The sequence below is a fragment of the Synechococcus sp. CS-197 genome (assembly GCF_025128215.1).
Taxonomy (GTDB): Bacteria; Cyanobacteriota; Cyanobacteriia; order PCC-6307; family Cyanobiaceae; genus Synechococcus_C.
On record NZ_JAHLZC010000021.1, the window covers coordinates 50908 to 66019 of the forward strand.

Genomic DNA, 15112 nt, shown 5'->3' on the forward strand with positions numbered 1-15112 from the left:
CGTTTTCGCTCCGTTGCACTCAACACCATCTCAACCCTTGCTCTGTTGATGGCTGGCGATGCTGCCGTTCGCGGTGCACAGGCCCATGGTGGTCATGGAGGAGGTGGTGAAGAACTGCCTGCTGGTGAATTCCGCACCACTCCGATCATCACGATTGAAGGCCATGGAGGATTTGAGAACAATCTGGATGGCCGCCCTCAGCACTACGCGATTGATGGCCAGTTCGGGGTTGTTCTGGAATGGGGACTTCCCAATAACGGCAGCTTCGCGATCGAAGCCTCCATGGGCCCATCGTTGGTGTGGGGTGAAGCTGAACACTTCTACGGCCGTGTTCACGTTGAACAGGGCCACGATGATCATGGGGATGAGGATCATCACGATGATGACCATGGCGACCACGCTGAGGGTCACCATGACGAGGATCATCACGATGATGACCATGGCGACCATGCTGAGGGTCACCATGATGAGGATCATCACGATGATGACCATGGCGACCATGCTGAGGGTCACCATGATGAGGATCATCACGATGATGACCATGGCGACCACGCTGAGGGTCACCATGACGAGGATCATCACGATGATGATCATTCCGATCATGCCCACCATGGGCATGCCCATGGTTCAGGTGCGCCATTCCGTCGGACGGATATCAAGGGATATCTGGAGGCCCGCTATCAACCGAACGAGCGTCTTGCGTTCTCTGTGGCTTGGATGCCCTACTACGTCACTGGAGATGAGGGTGAGGATTTTGGTACTGGCCTGAAAAATGAAGTGGGTGCTCAGGTGATTTATGCCTTTGGCGATGGCGATGTGAATTTCGCTCTTGGTGATGGTCTGGAAGATATGGTTGACGGAATCTTTGTTTCCGTTGAAAACCGTACGGGATGGGAAAGCGACGGCACCTTTATCGGTAATTACACCGACCCCTGGCTCGGCTTCGGCTTCAATGTCGACCTCCTCAACATCACTCTGTCTGGCGGTCCACGTTTCTACACTCCAGGCAGTTACTCAGGCCTGTCTCAACGGACGGACTGGGGCGGTGAGATCGAACTGGAATACCCAGTTGCTGAGAATGTGGTTTTGTTTGCCCATTGGGAACCTGTCTACAGCACCGAAGGTGGGAATGGCTGGGGAGTGGGATTCCAGCACCACGTGGGCACTGGACTGACGCTTAGCTTCTGATCCTGTTTCATTCCAATGAAAGGGTGTTCGCTCATGCCAACACCCTCTTTTTTTGTGCGTTAAATGGGCTCTTTGCTTAGAAACTGAACGTGGTTTTGACTAAACCTCCAAGCTGGTTGAATGTTGTATCGGCTGGGGTTTCCTGTCCAAATGGACGGCTTAAGTAGAATAAGGCTGGGGTGACGCTGATGTTGTCGGTCACCTGGAATTGATACCACCACTCCCAGATGTAATTCCCATCTCTGGGTGTGTCACCACTTTCAAGTTCAGTGGCAAACATTGGCTGGCCAACGGCCATTCCTGCATTGTTTCCTTTCAGAACAACGTCATTCCATTCCAGAGCAACCGTCCATGACTGGCTGGCCGTCACCAGCGTGGATTGATCCACGCTCCTGAGAACAGTCGAGTCGTAGCTCGTTGCGTTGTAGCCCCACCCAGCACTGATGGATGGAATCCAGCCACTGGTTTCCGGTTGCCAGTAACCACTGAGGCCAAAGGCTGATGTGGTTCCGGGGTTGTTGTAGCTGTCGAGCACAAATTGTGTGCCAAAGGCCATCAACCCATTCGGTTCACCATTCTGATTGGTGTTCTGCACTGATGTGTAAATCGCTGCTAGACCCCATTGCTCCTGCTGGTAGCCGATCTGCAGGGTTCCTGTGCTGCCAGCTCCGGCTGTGCCAACGCCACCTTTGGATGGGGTGGAGATGTTGGCAGACGCCGCAACGTAATTAGCCGTAGCGCTGAAGCCGTTGGCGCTCCAGGTCACACCCGCGCCGGCACCAAGATTTTTGTTGTATGCCCCGGGTGCGCCGTTGAGGGTTGTGACATCAAGAATGGCATCGGAGGGGTAAGCGCTTGGCCAGATTCCAAGCATGTCTTCCTGGCCCACCAATCCGCCGAACGTCAACACAATGTTGTTGCCGACTGGGAATGAATAGTACAAACGATCGAGGCCAATGATATTTGGCTCATCACCTTCTTGAAAGGCTGTTTCTAATGTGGATAGAGGAAGGAACGAACCTCCGAAGACGTTCTTGCCGCCATCAAAATTGCCAACGCGCAGGATCGTAATCAGATTGTCTTTTCCCGTGAAACTTGTGTTGAGCGTTAACTGTGTGTCGTAGTTGAACGTTGTCGCTCCGAACTCACGGTTGGCCCGCTTCTGGTTGGCCACCGGTTGATCGCCTGTTGCATTCGCATCACCTCCAAAGACATTGGCTCCAACCACAAAGGTGGTGAGTCCTTCAAGTTTGGTTGTGGTGGTGAACTGGGTGGCTTCCAGTTCGCCCACGCGGGCTTCCAGACCGTCCACGCGGCCCTTGAGGATGGCAAGTTCCTTCTCGAACTCTTTCATCAGACGCTTGAGCTCGTCGGTCACTTCGGTGACGCGGTCGAGACAGGCATTCAGCAGGGCAGCCGCTTCAAAGCGGGGCATGGCCCGGTTGCCGCGGTAGGTGCCGTTGGGGTAGCCAGCGACGCAGCCGTAGCGCTCGATCAGGTTGCTCAGTGCCTGGTAAGCCCAGTCGGTGGGAACCACATCAGAGAACTGAGTGATGCTGGTGACCTGCTCACGGCTGTTGGCTGATGCACTGGCGGCGTAGTTGGACAGACCGTTGATGTTCAGTTCAGTGGCCTGAACACTCCAGCAGGAGCCAAGCAATGCAACGCTCAGTGCATTGCAGGATGCGAACCAATTTTTTTTCATAACAAAAGGGCCGACATCAACACTGTCGGCCGGAAAGAGATCAGTACTTCAAATGTCCGCGCGCTGAATCGTGATTCAGTCGATCAAGGCAACCCAGGCAAAAGCCAGGCCGATGCCCATCCAGATGCCAGCGCTGAGACGGCGGCCTTGCTCCCCAAGCTTGGCGACAACGCCCTTGGAGCAGGCTGTGACCAGCAGCAGCAAGGCGCCCTGACCGATCAGCAGGCCGAGGAAATAAGTGGCCAGAGGTGTGGGCTCGGCTCCCACGATGGTGCTGCCAAGCAGGAATCCATGAAGACCGATCAGTGGCAGAAGCCACTGCGCCGGCAACAGAGTGAGCGCGATCAGCCCTTCGGCCACCAGGGACAGGGACACCAGAGCTTCGGCCCACGGTGCGATGGCATCGGAAAGAGGAATGAACTGCGAGAGGGCGCTTCCGCCGAGACCCACAGCCAGGAGTGGAATCACCCAGGCCATCGGGCGGCGCAGGCCGATGAAGGCAATGGCCAGGAGGAACAGGAGATGGTCAGGGCCAAGAAGCGGATGGCCGATTCCGCTCAGCAGTCCTTGCCAGGCCGTTAAGCCAGTGCTGTCACCCATGCCGAAGGGGTGGTGGGCACTGGCGGGTGCTGCCAGTGATGCAGTCAGGAGCAGGGGGGCTGCCGCCAGGGCTGCCTTCCGTGCAGTGGCTCCATGGGTGGAAAAAGTCAAGGTCGATCCTCGTCGAGACATGGCCTGGCGGGCGTTCTGACTGACTTCGCGCGTGGCGAAGTTTCACAGCTGCGGGACAGCGACGGATTTTCACCGTTCTTTCCCCGTTTCCATCAGCGGCTGTTCCCCGCTGAAACCAGTACATCAACTTACCCTCTCTCTCAGATCCGAACTTTGCCGACCTCCGCTCGCAAAGGTGCCCGTCCCGTTCCCACAAGGATGGGTTGGCGGGTGTAGATCTCAACCCTGATCCCATGGCGGGCCACGCTGATCAAGGCCCGGCTCACAGCCAGTGCGATCAAAACCGAGGCGCCAGGCCAGCGCCAGGCTACGAGCAGGTTGATCAGATCCGCCATGGTGCCATTCACATCTTGTTTTCACTTAGCAAGGGCATGGCCGGATCAAGGGGTGACAGCTGAGCGCCAAGCGGGCACCATGGGTCACTCACGCTGAAACGCATGCGTCGCATCGCTCTGGCTCTTGTGGGTGTCCTCGCCGTACCGCTCGCTGCGGAGGCCGGGCTGATGGACATTCTCGAGAGCATGAAGCCTGCGCCGCCTGTGCGCAAGGAACCTCAATTGCCGCCGCTGCCTCCCACGCCTGGGCGAGGCAAAAACTGGGTCGGCGATCGCATGCCCAAGAAGGACATGCCGATTCTGGTGCTCGCCGGCCATGCGGATTCCCAGCGGATGTATGGGTCAGGGACGCCTGGCCGTGCCGTTGATATCGGTGGTGCAGCGCCGATGCAAGCCGGCATGACCGATGAGCTCTACTGGAACCTGCGCACAGCGAAGGCTGTTGTGGCGGAGGGTCAACGCCAAGGGTTGGAGATCACCTTCTACGACCCGGGCGTGCGCACGATTCGCAATGGTGAGGATCCGCGTACCAACTGGAGTGTGGGCGCTGAACATGCTGCCAAGGGCGGCTATGTGGTGGAGATCCATTACGACGCTTATGCGCCCCATGGCATCGGCGCTGGAATCATTCCCGCTGTGGCCTTTGGCTTCTCGGTGATGGATGAAGCGCTGGCCAAGGAATTCGGCGCTTACCCCTACGACTATCGCGGCATGTTGGGCGCTCCTCGCAAGGGAGTCTCGATGCTCGAGATCGGCATGCTGGAGGGGGCGCTGGAGGCCGGTCTGCGTGATCCCTCTCAGAGGGAGGCCACGCTCAATCAAATCGCCAAGAGAGTCGTGACAGCCCTTCAGGAAGGACTTGAACAGGGACAGCCGCTCGACATGGTGTGCCGGATGCGGGGAAGGGTTGCTGCGGATTGCAGCTGAGCCGTTGCCACCTCTGCGGTTGCCGCAGGTCATGATTGAGCTTCATGAACCTGATCCTGCTCAACAGCAACGACCACTGGATTGACGCTCAGCGCGTCCGCCTCAGCGATCGCCGTGCTGAGCACATCCGCAAGGTTCTGCGCTCCCAGCAAGGGGACACCCTGCGGCTTGGAATGCTGGGTGGCCAGCTGGGCACTGGACGCATCGAGGCCATCGATGCCCAGGCCGTGCTGATCACTGTGCAGCTGGTGGATCCGCCACCAGCGCGCCATCGTTTCGACCTGGTGCTCGCCTTGCCTCGCCCCAAGATGCTGCGGCGGATCCTGCGCGCCGTGGCTGAGTTCGGTGTGGGATCTCTCCATCTGGTTCAGACGGCTCGGGTGGACAAGAGCTACTGGCAGAGCCCACTGCTTGCCGATGCCAAGGTGGATGAGGCCTTGCGCATGGGACTGGAGCGCTCCCGCGACACGATCATTCCCCAGGTGCACCGCCACCGACTGTTCCGGCCGTTCATCGAAGACCGGTTGCCTGCGATCTGCCAGGGCCGGCCTTGCTGGATTGCTCACCAGGATGCTGATGTTGGCCTGTCGGCTGTTGCAGGTCAGCCCGCTGTGGTGATGATCGGGCCAGAAGGTGGGTTTGTGCCCTTCGAGCTGACGTTGGCCGAGCAAATGGGCGCGCAAAAAGTGCACCTCGGCGGTCGGATTCTGAGTGTGGACACTGCTGTGGCAACCGTTCTGGCGCAGACGTTGTGACGGCAGGGACTCAGGATCAAGCCCAGTGGATTTCGGCGTTGATCAAGGGAACGATGCTGCGTTTCACGGGGCACTGTTCGGCGACCCGTTGCAGCAGTGCTCGCTGGTCGTCATCGAGAGCCTCGGGAAGCTGAAGGGTGACGCGCAGGGTCTCGATGCGTCTTGGCCCGTCGCTGCTCATCAGCTTGTCCACGCTGGCGCTGGCTCCCTCAATCGACCAGTCGCGGCTGCGGGCTGTGATTCCCATGATCGTGAGCATGCAGGTGGCCAATGAGGTGGCCAGGAGATCGGTGGGGGAGAACGCTTCGCCCTTGCCTTCGTTGTCGAGGGGCGCGTCGGTGCTGAGCGTGGCCCCGGATCCTGTATGGGTGGCCTCGCAATGGAGATCACCGGTGTAGGTGCAGGAGATGGTGGTCATGTTTTGAGGGGTTGGGCGGCGGCTACCAAACCCAGGGAATTAAACGGGTTGTGCGCTGACGGTAGGCCGCGAAGTCGGGGTATTTTTCGCCCATCGCAATCTCTTTCTCACCAATGCGTTGGAGGTAGAGAGCCGCAATCGCTAGAGGAACAAGAAAGGCCCAGGATGAACCTGAAACAACTGCGAAGCTGAGATATCGCATGAGGTCGCCGCCGTAGTTCACGTGGCGAATACGGCTCCAGATGCCATCACTCACCAGATCGCGGCCCAACGTTTTCGCCGTCATTTTCTGAACGTCGGCAGAGGTGTTAATCAAGCTGCCGAAATAAAACAGGGGGATCGCCGTTGCAGTGGCAGCAATGGTGAGTGGATTTGAATTGAAGAAAGCCAGAAAGGCCGGAAGTGAATAAAACACCCCAATGATTAATACTGCGCTAATTAGGCCAATGGGGCCAACTTTCTCTTGAAAGAGAAATGTTCTGCGTTCCGGATAGATCCGTTGCTCAAGCAGCCACCAGACGCAGTAACTGATGTGCATGCAGGCATAGAGAATCTGGCGCTGATCAGAAATGCCCACGATTGCAATCAAGCCGATCACAATTGCGATCGTGATCATCTTGGCGACATTGATGGCCGTGAGCTGGCTGACCATGGGGATTCAAGCGTTCGGTGAATTTTCTAAAGAACCTTGATCAGGGAAACGCACCACAAGAAGATCATCTTTGGTGAGCTCACCTTGATCGTCCAGCAGTTCCGGGTGAGTCGTGACAAGCCCGGTGCGATCTTTGCGCTCCATGGCACGCGATAAGAGAGCTTTCCCTGGACGCATCATCCTGAATGCCTGGAGAAGCAGGAAAAGCAAGCAGCCTGCATAGATCAGTGGGAACAATGAACCAGCCATTGATTCAATCCTTTTTCTTCAGGGAGGGCAGGTCGGTTGGCTGCGACAGCACGTACACAACAGCTGCTGTAATGACCACTCCAAAAACCACCATGCCGATAATGAAAGGGGTGTAATCGTTCATGGTTGAAGCCTCGAGAAATAAACCTTAACAATGCCCGTTGCTGTTTGCGTGTTTAGCGTCGAGATGGATGCCGAAACAACGCATGCCCTGGGGTCAGGCACTGAGGCAACGGGATCGGCAGCCTGAGGTGATGGATCAGCCAGGGCTGGATCCCACGGAGCATGCCCGTGCGCTTCGCGGTCTGCGCCGGATCAACGGGATCAGTGATTGTTCGTCTGGATTACTGCGTGCGCTGCAGGCGCTCCGTGTTTCGGACGTGTCGCAACCGATCAGCGTTCTCGAGCTGGCCTGCGGGGGCGGTGACATCGCCATTGATCTCGATCGGATGGCCAGGCGCTCAGGGCTGATGCTTGAAATCCAGGCCTGTGATCTCAACCCAGAAGCGATCCGCCTGGCCCGCGGCAATGCCCAACGCAGGGGCGGACAGGTGGAGTTCAGCGTGGCCGATGCCCTCGCGGAGCCAGACCGGCAGCAGGTTGACGTGGTCTATTGCACGCTGTTCGCCCACCATCTCAGCGATGACGCTGTGGTGACACTGTTTCGAGTGATGGCCGCGCGCGCCAAGCGTCTGGTGATCGTTGATGATCTGATTCGCAGCCGGCTCGGCTACGCCATGGCTTGGGCAGGGACACGCTTGCTCAGCCGTTCATGGGTGGTGCACACCGATGGCCCTCTGTCGGTCCGCGCGGCATTTACTCCAGAGGAACTTCTCAAGCTGGCTGAACGGGCTGGGCTCTCTGGACCGGAGCTTCAGCGCTTCTGGCCTGAGCGCCAACGCCTGATCTGGAGTCCACCACTGTGATGAGACGGATCTGGGATGTGGTGGTGATCGGGGGAGGGGTGGCCGGAGGGCTTGCTGCTCTCGACTGCGCCCGAAGAGGGCTCTCGGTGCTTGTGGTGGAAAAGCGTGCTTTTCCTCGTTGGAAAGTGTGTGGGTGTTGTTTCAACGCACAGGCCCAAGGGGTGCTGGAGGCTGTGGGCCAGGGCGATCTGATGGCGCGGTGCGGTGCCCAGCCGCTGCATCAGTTGCGCATTGGCTTCCATGGCCTGAGCGCGGCCCTTTCCCTGCCGGGCGGGTGGGCCCTCTCTCGGGAGCGTTTTGATCAGGCCCTGCTGGAGGCTGCCGCTGCGGCAGGTGCCACGGTTCGCTTTCAAACGCGGGGGCAGCTTGGGCCGGAGCAACCCGGGATGCGGAGCGTGCGGCTCACCGCGTTGGCCGGGGGGCCGGAGGACGTGGTGCAAGCCAGAGTTGTGCTCGTGGCGGCCGGTTTGGTGAACCACTGCAGCCCCGCGCACGCCAGTGTGGAAACCGTCGCCGCATCCCGGGTGGGGGCTGGCTGTGTGCTGCCGTCCTCGGCCCAGGATTACGCCAGCAACGTGATTCACATGGCTCTTGGCAACGGGGGGTATGTGGGCTTGGTGCGACGGGAGGATGGCGCGTTGAATCTGGCGGCGGCGTTCGATCGCTCCTGTGTTGCAGCTGCAGGAGGTGCCGCGGGAGCGGCACGATCCGTTCTCGAGTCGGCGGGATTTGACTTGCCCTCCGGTCTGATGGCCGGGCAGTGGCAGCTGACGCCAGCCTTGACGCGCCGTCCGCCAGCGGTGGCCGGCAGCCGTTGTCTGCTGATCGGGGATGCGGCCGGTTATGTGGAACCGTTCACCGGCGAGGGTATGGCCTGGGCTCTCACGGCTGGCGCGGCTGCTGCTCCAGTGGTGGTTGAGGGCCTGGCTCACTGGAGTCCAGAGCTGGAACGGCGCTGGCTACAGACGTTGGAGTCCCTGGTTGTGCGCCGTCAGCGGGTGTGCCGGACTCTGGCCACGGTGTTGCAGCGCCCGTTGCTCACCTCCGGCCTGTTCAGCCTCTGCAGGGCCTGGCCGGGTTTGCCTGAGCGGATCGTGCGCCGTGTGAATCGTGTGCAGCTGCCCCCAGCGGAGATCGCTTGATGGCGCTCACGCTGCATGGCATCGGTACGGCCGTTCCCCAGGGGTCCATCACCCGGGATGAGTCGGTTGTCTTAGCGGAGCATGTGAGCGGTGGCGACAGCCGTCAGACAGCGCTGCTGCAGCGCATTCATCAGCGCAGCGGCGTGAGTCGCCGCGGCAGTGTGCTGATCGCTGATGGCGCCACCGACGCCTCAGTTCTGGAGCGGGTGCCCTTTTACGGCGCCACCAATCCCTCCACAGGGGAGCGCATGATCGCGTTTCAGCGTCATGCTGCTGAGCTGGCGTTCGCGGCCAGCGCTGCAGCCCTTTCTGAGTCCGACGTTGCCGTTGGCGCGATCACCCATCTGATCACGGTCTGCTGCACAGGCTTTGAGGCTCCTGGGGTGGATCTCGCCCTGATCAAACGCCTGGGGTTGCGAAGCGATGTTGAGCGAACCCATCTGGGTTTTATGGGCTGCCATGCGGCGCTCAATGGCCTGCGGGTGGCCCGGGCCTTTGCTGAAGCGGATGCTGACGCCGTGGTTTTGCTCTGCTGCGTGGAGCTTTGCAGCCTTCACCTGCAGTACGGCGGGGATCCCGAGCAGGTGGTGGCCAATGCCCTGTTCGCTGATGGTGCTGCTGCCGTGGTGGCCTCGGCGCAACGCCCCTCATCCCATCCGGCCGTTGTGCTGGAAGCCAATGGGTCCACCGTGATTCCAGGATCCGCCGAACTAATGCACTGGCGAATCGCTGATCACGGGTTTTCCATGGGCCTGTCGCCCCAGGTGCCGCAGACCGTGGCGCAGGCTCTGCGCCCTTGGTTGGATGATTGGTTGGGTGCTTGGGATCTCACACCTGCGTCCATCAACAGCTGGGCGATGCATCCCGGCGGACCGAGGATTCTCTCGGCCTGCGCTGAGGTGCTGGAACTGAGCCCGGAGCAACTGCAAACGTCGCGGACCGTGCTGCACGACCACGGCAACATGTCCAGCGCCACGGTGCTGTTCATCCTGCAGCGGTTGCGTCAATTCGCCACCCCTGGTCCTGGTCTGGCTCTGGCTTTCGGCCCGGGCCTCTGCGCCGAGGTGGCTCTGTTCCGCCTCATCCATGACTGACCTGCGCAGTCCCGCAGTTTCTTCCGTTTTTCGACAGGATTGCCTTTTGTTGCAGAGCCCGTGATCGCACTCGTCCGTCGTCTGGCCGGGCCTGCCGCCGCTGCCACTGGTGTTCTCGGTCTTGCCGTCTCCGGCACGGTTTGGAATTTCTATGGTCGCCTGCCCGGTTTGAGCGGAACCATCGCCTCGCTTCTTGTTCTGGCGGTGGGTCTGGTGCTTCTGCGTCCGCTTCCTGCGCCCGAGCTGCCCGTGTCGTCCAGCGCCGAGGAGCCCGCTGACGCCTCGGAGCCAGCTGCTTCTGAAGATTCAGTGGCCTCCGGTGAATCGCTCACCACCGCTGAAGCCATCGCCCGTGAATTGGCTGCTGAAGAAAGCCGCAAGCCTGAGGTGGTTTTGGTCACCTACGCCCCTGAGAATCTGCTGCCCGGCACCACCCTTCCTGTTCGCAAGCGTCGCCCGGGAGCCTCCTTCAAGCCTTACCGGGAGATGACGGACGAACTCTTCAAGAGCTAACTCCCTCTGATTGATTGATGACAGGAAATCTTCAGGCCATCGGGTTTCTCTTCGCCTGGGTTCTTGGCTGGGGTGTTGGAGGATCGTTGATCGACGCCGGATTGATTGAGTTCGGCGTTTATTCCCTGGAAACCGGCCAGATCGGCACCGCCATCACCTTTGTGCTTTGGTCTCTGCTGTGGGGCTGGGGTGGATTCAGGCTTTATCAGACCCTTACCGACTCCAGCCCGTCAAAGGACGATCCCTGAGCGGTTCGCTTTTGCTTCCTCACGACTTGTGGCGGGCGGATGCTGTCACCAGCAACCCTCCCCGGGGTGAGGGACTAGGGATCTGCTGAAGTGTCAGGTCTTGATTGGGTGTCAACCCCAGGTGCACGCGCTGCAGCAGCCCAATGGCCATCAGACGGATCTCCAGCTCAGCCAACGCCTTGCCCAGGCAAACGCGCCCCCCGCCGCCGAAGGGCAACAGTGTCTGGGTGAACGATCCATCCAGATGCCGTTCCGGCCTGATCTCTGCCAGGTCGCAGGATCCATCGCCAAGGTCGGGTGCAAGCGCCACCTGAATCACCCGATCCGGTGGGACTGCCACACCAGCCAACTGAATGGTTTGCTTGGTTCTGCGGAAGAACCCACCCACTGGCGGCGTCAGGCGCATCACTTCCAGCACGGTGGCGTCGAGGCGAGGGCAGCTCCGGCTCTCCAGGTTGGGCCAGGGTTGATCCAGGAGTTCCGGCAACAACCACTGCTCAATCTCGGGGTTGAGCAACAGGGCGCGCATCAGACAGCTCAACGACGACGCGGTGGTTTCGTAACCAGCGAACAGCAGCAGGAGCAGTTGTTCCACCAGATCGTCATCGGTGAGTGGAATCCCGGCTTCATCCAGGCCACCGCTGAGCAGATCCAGGCCTCCCCGCTCCGCGGATGTCTGGGCCACAACCTGTTTAAGGCGACCGAGCAGGCGCTTCTTGGCCTCCAGGGCCTTGGCGAAGGGAGTGCCAGGAATGGCAACGGGAATTGAGAACAGGGCCCGGGTCCAGATTTCGAAGTCGGCGAACAGGGCCTGCCGGTCGCTGGCATCCAGGCCCAGAACGGTGGTGGCGATCACCGCAAAGGCGAAACGCCGCATGCAGGGCACGAGCTGAACCGGGGCCTTGGCCTGGATCAGCTCGTCTGCCAGCTCCTCCACCAGAGCGGCGATCGAGGGGGTGTAGCGACTCAGAGCTGCTGCGGAAAACAGCTGTCCGACCACGCGGCGGCGCGCCTTATGACCGTCTCCGCTGCGATTGGCCAACGAGCGGCTGCCGAGAAGCTGGCGCACGCTCTCCGGCCACCAACCCTCGAGGGCGTCACCCTGGGCGAATAGATCAGCCATGGTCTGCTCACCACGGATGAACACAAGGCGCTGGTTGAGCAGCCGCGTTTCAAACACGTCGCCATGGGCCTTGAAACGCTTCTGCGCGAACTGAGGGTCACCGAAGAAGTCGAGGGTTTCCTTGATGCCGGTCACGGCACCCGTGCTCGGGAGGGTCTTGGCGGCCATCACGCACGGGAGAACGAAGGTCACCACGCTATCGACAACGGAGAGGTGCTTTGATCGGCCTGTTGATCTGAACTTGACGATGGCCGAATCGGGCATGAATGAAGGTCTGGCTGCGCTGGTCGCCGATGTGGGGATGGGCAATGTGATCGATGCAGAGCTGCTCGAGGGTTGCCCGGTTGCTGCCCACGAGCTCGACGAGATGGATGCCGATCAGGCGGCGCGGGTGGCAGCCCACTGTTTTCAGACGCTCTTTGATCACAGCGTGGAAGCGCCTGTGGGTCTGGAAGCCGATGCCTCCGCTGGGGTGTGGAGCGGCACGCTGGATGGATTCCGCTTCAGCATCAGCCGCGACGATCTCGGCGATCTGGTGTTGGACTTCAGCAGTGCCCAGGCATGACCATCGAGGAGCTCCGCGGAGACCTTGGTCAACGGATCGGCAAGAGAGTGGAGGTGCTGTTCACCCGCGATGGAGAGCCTGCGCTGGAGATCAGCGATCTCTATCAGCCATCGCCAGCGGGCTTTGGGGGGCAACTGCAGCTTCGCGATGGATCCCGTCTGGCCTGGGAGCTGTGGCTTGAAGATGGGGAGCGCTGGAACTTCCACGCATCATCCATTCATTCATGAATGGCCTGGATTCAATCCGGTTGGCTCGACGGTTTCAGGCAAACCCTTGTCCTCTGGCCTGCGTTGCGGACTCCCGCTCACCAATGGTTCGGAATTCCAGATGATCGTTGGCTGGGGTGTAGATCGCGTAGCTGGCCCCTGTGATGCTCTGCTTGCTTGACCCCTCGCCTTTTCATTGATCCCACTTTGCTTGCGACGAGGCGTGTTCCGACAGATTGCGGTGGGGACCATGGGGTCAACGCTGAGGCTTCAAGAGCATCAGCGCACCTGACACCGTGACAATGATGGTGAGCACACCCAAGAGCAGTGAGTAGATGGGCTGAAGGTTCACAACGCCAAAGTTCCCGGTGTGGATCTTGAGGAGCCAAAAGGCATCAATGCCTTGCTCCAAAAGCAGGCTGTACAGCGACCCTGTGCCAGCTGTGATCAGCAATGGCAGTGCGGCAATAGGTACGAGCCAACGGTGAACTTTGCGGGCTTTTCGCTGACGATGGTGTTGGATCATTGCTTGCGCAGCTGCCTGTGGAGTTCGCGCTCATCAGCGCAGGGCATCCATCTTCCATTGTTTTGATGCACAGTTGTGCAGCCGATCTCCTGCGCGCGCACTTCGGCTTCTGCCTGGGTGGCATAAATTCCTTTGCTGTGACTCCAACTCGGCCGAGGCGGAGTTGCAACGAACAGGCCAATGACAGTGATGCCGATGGCGAACAGGTGACTGTTGCAGATCATGCCGTTCATCGGCCTTCGCAGTGTTCGATAGCTTTGAGGTAATTCAGTTTGCCAGGGCTGCGTTGGCCCTGAGCGTTGATTGCTTCGCGCATCTGAATCTGCACATCAACGCATCGGTTGTAGCGGTGCGTTTTCACGGCCTGTGGGATCAACAAAATGCTGATGGCTACAAGGCTGAGGCTGCTGATAGCTGTTAAGGGCTGTTGCTTGTGGTCGTTCATCGAATCTGATGCTTCAATCCATCTTGGCTCATGCGCGGCATGATTTGTACGTCGGGTCGCTTGATGAGACCAGCCCAATGCATTGGGCCAAAATGTCTCGGTGAGTGACCTCGGTTTGCTTAAACGCTTACCGACGCTGATGCTGGTCGCCGTTGTTGCTTCTTCTTACCCAGTTGCTGTATGCGTTATGAAAGGCGTGTCCCTGAGTAATCCCTGGAATTTTGTGCAACTGAAATAGATGGTGTGAGGCTTCAACATTCGCCTCAGCCGGCTGTGGCTGTGTTCTTCAGTTGTGATATCGCTTGGATTGATGTGCCAATGTTGTTGGTCTGAGGGGTGATCTCTCGGTGCAGTTCGTGAATGGGATATGTGTGGGCCGCAGGTCAAAGGTCTTCAACAACTGAGTGGTGGGTTGAACAAAAGGCTGCATATTCAATGCGGATGCTGGTAACGGCATCGGAGGAGGAGGCGCATCTTTGTGAACACTGCTGGGTGTTGACACAGCCGGTAAAGGCGAGCATGAAGCTGGTGGTAGTACTCATTGCACTGTGCCGCGAGTTTGCTTTTGGCGTTCCACGTGGGATTGACATTGGCTGTGGTCGTGGCGGTGTATTGGTGACCAGTCTCATCCCGTACATCGCGCTGCCTCTGAAGCAACAAAAAGCACCCAAGCGATCTGCTGGACGCTCAGGTGCTCTGCCGATCATTAACGAACGCGACGGCTGGTCCGAAAACGAGGGCGTCGAGCGGATCGGTCTCGGCTCGCTTTTCTAGGGAGTTGGAGTTGGTGGTTAGCCCAGTCCATCGTGAGAGCTTCAATCAGGGTGTCACGGTCACCAAAAAGCCGCAGCATGACGTTCACACTTGAGATTGGCTCTCAATAGAGCATGATTCCTGGAATTTTGCAAGTGATTCTCAATAGCATTAAGCCTTCTTGAGAAGGCGGCGTTGTAGTCCTGCGCCCAGATGCTCCCTGGATCCTCAAGCTTCAACGGTGCCATCGGCTCTAATGACGGAGAGCGCCGCTCTGAAGCGAACCATTGCTGATCCGGCCGCCACAAGTAACCAGCGCCTAAGAACGCTTTTGACCACGTGTGGTGTCTGGAACCAGGCCGCTGAGGCGCTCAGGTTTGCTCAAAACCCTCGGACTGGGAATTGTGCTGGCGGTGGTATCAATGCCCAACGCCGATCGTCGTAACCAAATGAGCCGCGGCTACCTTGCGGCGTTGCTCCCAAGCCTGGTTGGTGACCAATGGCTGGCTCCTGTCAGTTCTGGAACAAGCGCGTTAGGAGTAAAAGCATGAGAAGTGGACTGATCAGCACACTTATGTCAGACCGATTGGATTCCTCGCTGACGCAGGTT

The 15112-nt window shown here is 59.3% G+C and carries 21 protein-coding genes and 1 riboswitch; of the genes, 11 read left to right on the plus strand and 10 right to left on the minus strand.

The annotated features are described in order from the left end of the window. Nucleotides 1-48 precede the first annotated feature (48 nt). On the plus strand, nt 49-1188 hold the full coding sequence (locus tag KQ296_RS10620; protein ID WP_259726520.1) for a hypothetical protein: 1140 nt from the start codon (nt 49-51) through the stop codon (nt 1186-1188). A gap of 76 nt (nt 1189-1264) precedes the next feature. Here KQ296_RS10620 and KQ296_RS10625 read toward each other — a convergent pair whose 3' ends face one another. The 3 genes from KQ296_RS10625 to KQ296_RS10635 form a co-directional block, all read right to left on the minus strand. Then, on the minus strand, nt 1265-2893 hold the full coding sequence (locus KQ296_RS10625; RefSeq protein WP_041428455.1) for an iron uptake porin: 1629 nt from the start codon (nt 2891-2893) through the stop codon (nt 1265-1267). A gap of 75 nt (nt 2894-2968) precedes the next feature. Beyond that, the gene (locus KQ296_RS10630) at nt 2969-3625 is read right to left on the minus strand and encodes a HupE/UreJ family protein (RefSeq protein ID WP_011932902.1); all 657 of its coding nucleotides are present in this window, start codon (nt 3623-3625) and stop codon (nt 2969-2971) included. Continuing rightward, a riboswitch (cobalamin riboswitch) is annotated at nt 3613-3760 on the minus strand. Its footprint overlaps the gene before it by 13 nt. 5 nt (nt 3761-3765) lie before the next feature. Continuing rightward, on the minus strand, nt 3766-3960 hold the full coding sequence (locus KQ296_RS10635) for a hypothetical protein (RefSeq protein ID WP_011932903.1): 195 nt from the start codon (nt 3958-3960) through the stop codon (nt 3766-3768). A 102-nt stretch (nt 3961-4062) separates the two neighbouring features. On the opposite strand from KQ296_RS10635, the gene KQ296_RS10640 reads away from it, so the two are divergent. Further along, entirely contained in the window at nt 4063-4887 is an 825-nt protein-coding gene (locus tag KQ296_RS10640; protein ID WP_259726489.1) for a dehydrogenase, read from the plus strand. A 44-nt stretch (nt 4888-4931) separates the two neighbouring features. Further along, the gene (locus tag KQ296_RS10645) at nt 4932-5642 is read left to right on the plus strand and encodes a 16S rRNA (uracil(1498)-N(3))-methyltransferase (RefSeq protein ID WP_011932905.1); all 711 of its coding nucleotides are present in this window, start codon (nt 4932-4934) and stop codon (nt 5640-5642) included. A 16-nt stretch (nt 5643-5658) separates the two neighbouring features. Here the strand turns inward: KQ296_RS10645 and KQ296_RS10650 are convergent, their stop codons facing one another. From KQ296_RS10650 to KQ296_RS10660, 3 genes are read right to left on the minus strand one after another with little or no spacing between them, the layout of a single operon-like run. Then, a complete protein-coding gene (locus KQ296_RS10650; RefSeq protein WP_011932906.1) occupies nt 5659-6060 on the minus strand; it encodes an OsmC family protein in 402 nt (133 codons plus the stop codon). 22 nt (nt 6061-6082) lie between these two features. Then, on the minus strand, nt 6083-6712 hold the full coding sequence (locus tag KQ296_RS10655) for an isoprenylcysteine carboxylmethyltransferase family protein (protein ID WP_011932907.1): 630 nt from the start codon (nt 6710-6712) through the stop codon (nt 6083-6085). 6 nt (nt 6713-6718) lie between these two features. After that, complete coding sequence (locus KQ296_RS10660; protein WP_011932908.1) at nt 6719-6961, minus strand: DUF2973 domain-containing protein; 243 nt, start codon at nt 6959-6961, stop codon at nt 6719-6721. A gap of 206 nt (nt 6962-7167) precedes the next feature. Between KQ296_RS10660 and KQ296_RS10665 the strand changes: the two genes are divergently transcribed. From KQ296_RS10665 to KQ296_RS10685, 5 genes are read left to right on the plus strand one after another with little or no spacing between them, the layout of a single operon-like run. Then, complete coding sequence (locus KQ296_RS10665) at nt 7168-7887, plus strand: class I SAM-dependent methyltransferase (RefSeq protein WP_011932909.1); 720 nt, start codon at nt 7168-7170, stop codon at nt 7885-7887. Further along, nucleotides 7887-9029: an NAD(P)/FAD-dependent oxidoreductase gene (locus KQ296_RS10670; RefSeq protein ID WP_011932910.1), complete on the plus strand. Its 1143-nt coding sequence runs from the start codon at nt 7887-7889 to the stop codon at nt 9027-9029. Before KQ296_RS10665 ends, KQ296_RS10670 begins: the two co-directional genes overlap by 1 nt. Then, nucleotides 9029-10123 (plus strand): type III polyketide synthase, encoded by a 1095-nt coding sequence (locus KQ296_RS10675; RefSeq protein ID WP_011932911.1) that lies wholly within the window; start codon nt 9029-9031, stop codon nt 10121-10123. The genes KQ296_RS10670 and KQ296_RS10675 overlap by 1 nt, the downstream gene beginning before the upstream one ends. A 60-nt stretch (nt 10124-10183) precedes the next feature. Beyond that, the gene (locus KQ296_RS10680; protein WP_011932912.1) at nt 10184-10636 is read left to right on the plus strand and encodes a hypothetical protein; all 453 of its coding nucleotides are present in this window, start codon (nt 10184-10186) and stop codon (nt 10634-10636) included. Between the two features lie 17 nt (nt 10637-10653). After that, entirely contained in the window at nt 10654-10884 is a 231-nt protein-coding gene (locus KQ296_RS10685) for a hypothetical protein (RefSeq protein WP_011932913.1), read from the plus strand. A 19-nt stretch (nt 10885-10903) separates the two neighbouring features. On the opposite strand, the gene KQ296_RS10690 is transcribed toward KQ296_RS10685, so the two are convergent. Beyond that, the gene (locus KQ296_RS10690) at nt 10904-12175 is read right to left on the minus strand and encodes a cytochrome P450 (RefSeq protein ID WP_041428810.1); all 1272 of its coding nucleotides are present in this window, start codon (nt 12173-12175) and stop codon (nt 10904-10906) included. Nucleotides 12176-12254: 79 nt separating this feature from the next. Here KQ296_RS10690 and KQ296_RS10695 point away from each other — a divergent pair, with 79 nt between their 5' ends. Both KQ296_RS10695 and KQ296_RS10700 read left to right on the plus strand, forming a co-directional pair. After that, complete coding sequence (locus tag KQ296_RS10695) at nt 12255-12572, plus strand: hypothetical protein (protein ID WP_011932915.1); 318 nt, start codon at nt 12255-12257, stop codon at nt 12570-12572. Continuing rightward, entirely contained in the window at nt 12569-12799 is a 231-nt protein-coding gene (locus KQ296_RS10700; protein ID WP_011932916.1) for a hypothetical protein, read from the plus strand. Before KQ296_RS10695 ends, KQ296_RS10700 begins: the two co-directional genes overlap by 4 nt. A 235-nt stretch (nt 12800-13034) precedes the next feature. On the opposite strand, the gene KQ296_RS10705 is transcribed toward KQ296_RS10700, so the two are convergent. From KQ296_RS10705 to KQ296_RS10715, 3 genes are read right to left on the minus strand one after another with little or no spacing between them, the layout of a single operon-like run. Then, nucleotides 13035-13304: a hypothetical protein gene (locus KQ296_RS10705; protein ID WP_011932917.1), complete on the minus strand. Its 270-nt coding sequence runs from the start codon at nt 13302-13304 to the stop codon at nt 13035-13037. Then, complete coding sequence (locus KQ296_RS10710) at nt 13301-13528, minus strand: DUF3721 domain-containing protein (protein WP_011932918.1); 228 nt, start codon at nt 13526-13528, stop codon at nt 13301-13303. The genes KQ296_RS10705 and KQ296_RS10710 overlap by 4 nt, the downstream gene beginning before the upstream one ends. 5 nt (nt 13529-13533) lie before the next feature. Continuing rightward, a complete protein-coding gene (locus KQ296_RS10715; RefSeq protein WP_011932919.1) occupies nt 13534-13749 on the minus strand; it encodes a hypothetical protein in 216 nt (71 codons plus the stop codon). Nucleotides 13750-14184: 435 nt separating this feature from the next. Here KQ296_RS10715 and KQ296_RS10720 point away from each other — a divergent pair, with 435 nt between their 5' ends. After that, nucleotides 14185-14523 carry a hypothetical protein gene (locus KQ296_RS10720; RefSeq protein WP_011932920.1) on the plus strand — a complete coding sequence of 113 codons (339 nt, stop codon included), beginning with the start codon at nt 14185-14187 and terminating at the stop codon, nt 14521-14523. The last annotated feature ends 589 nt before the right edge of the window (nt 14524-15112 follow it).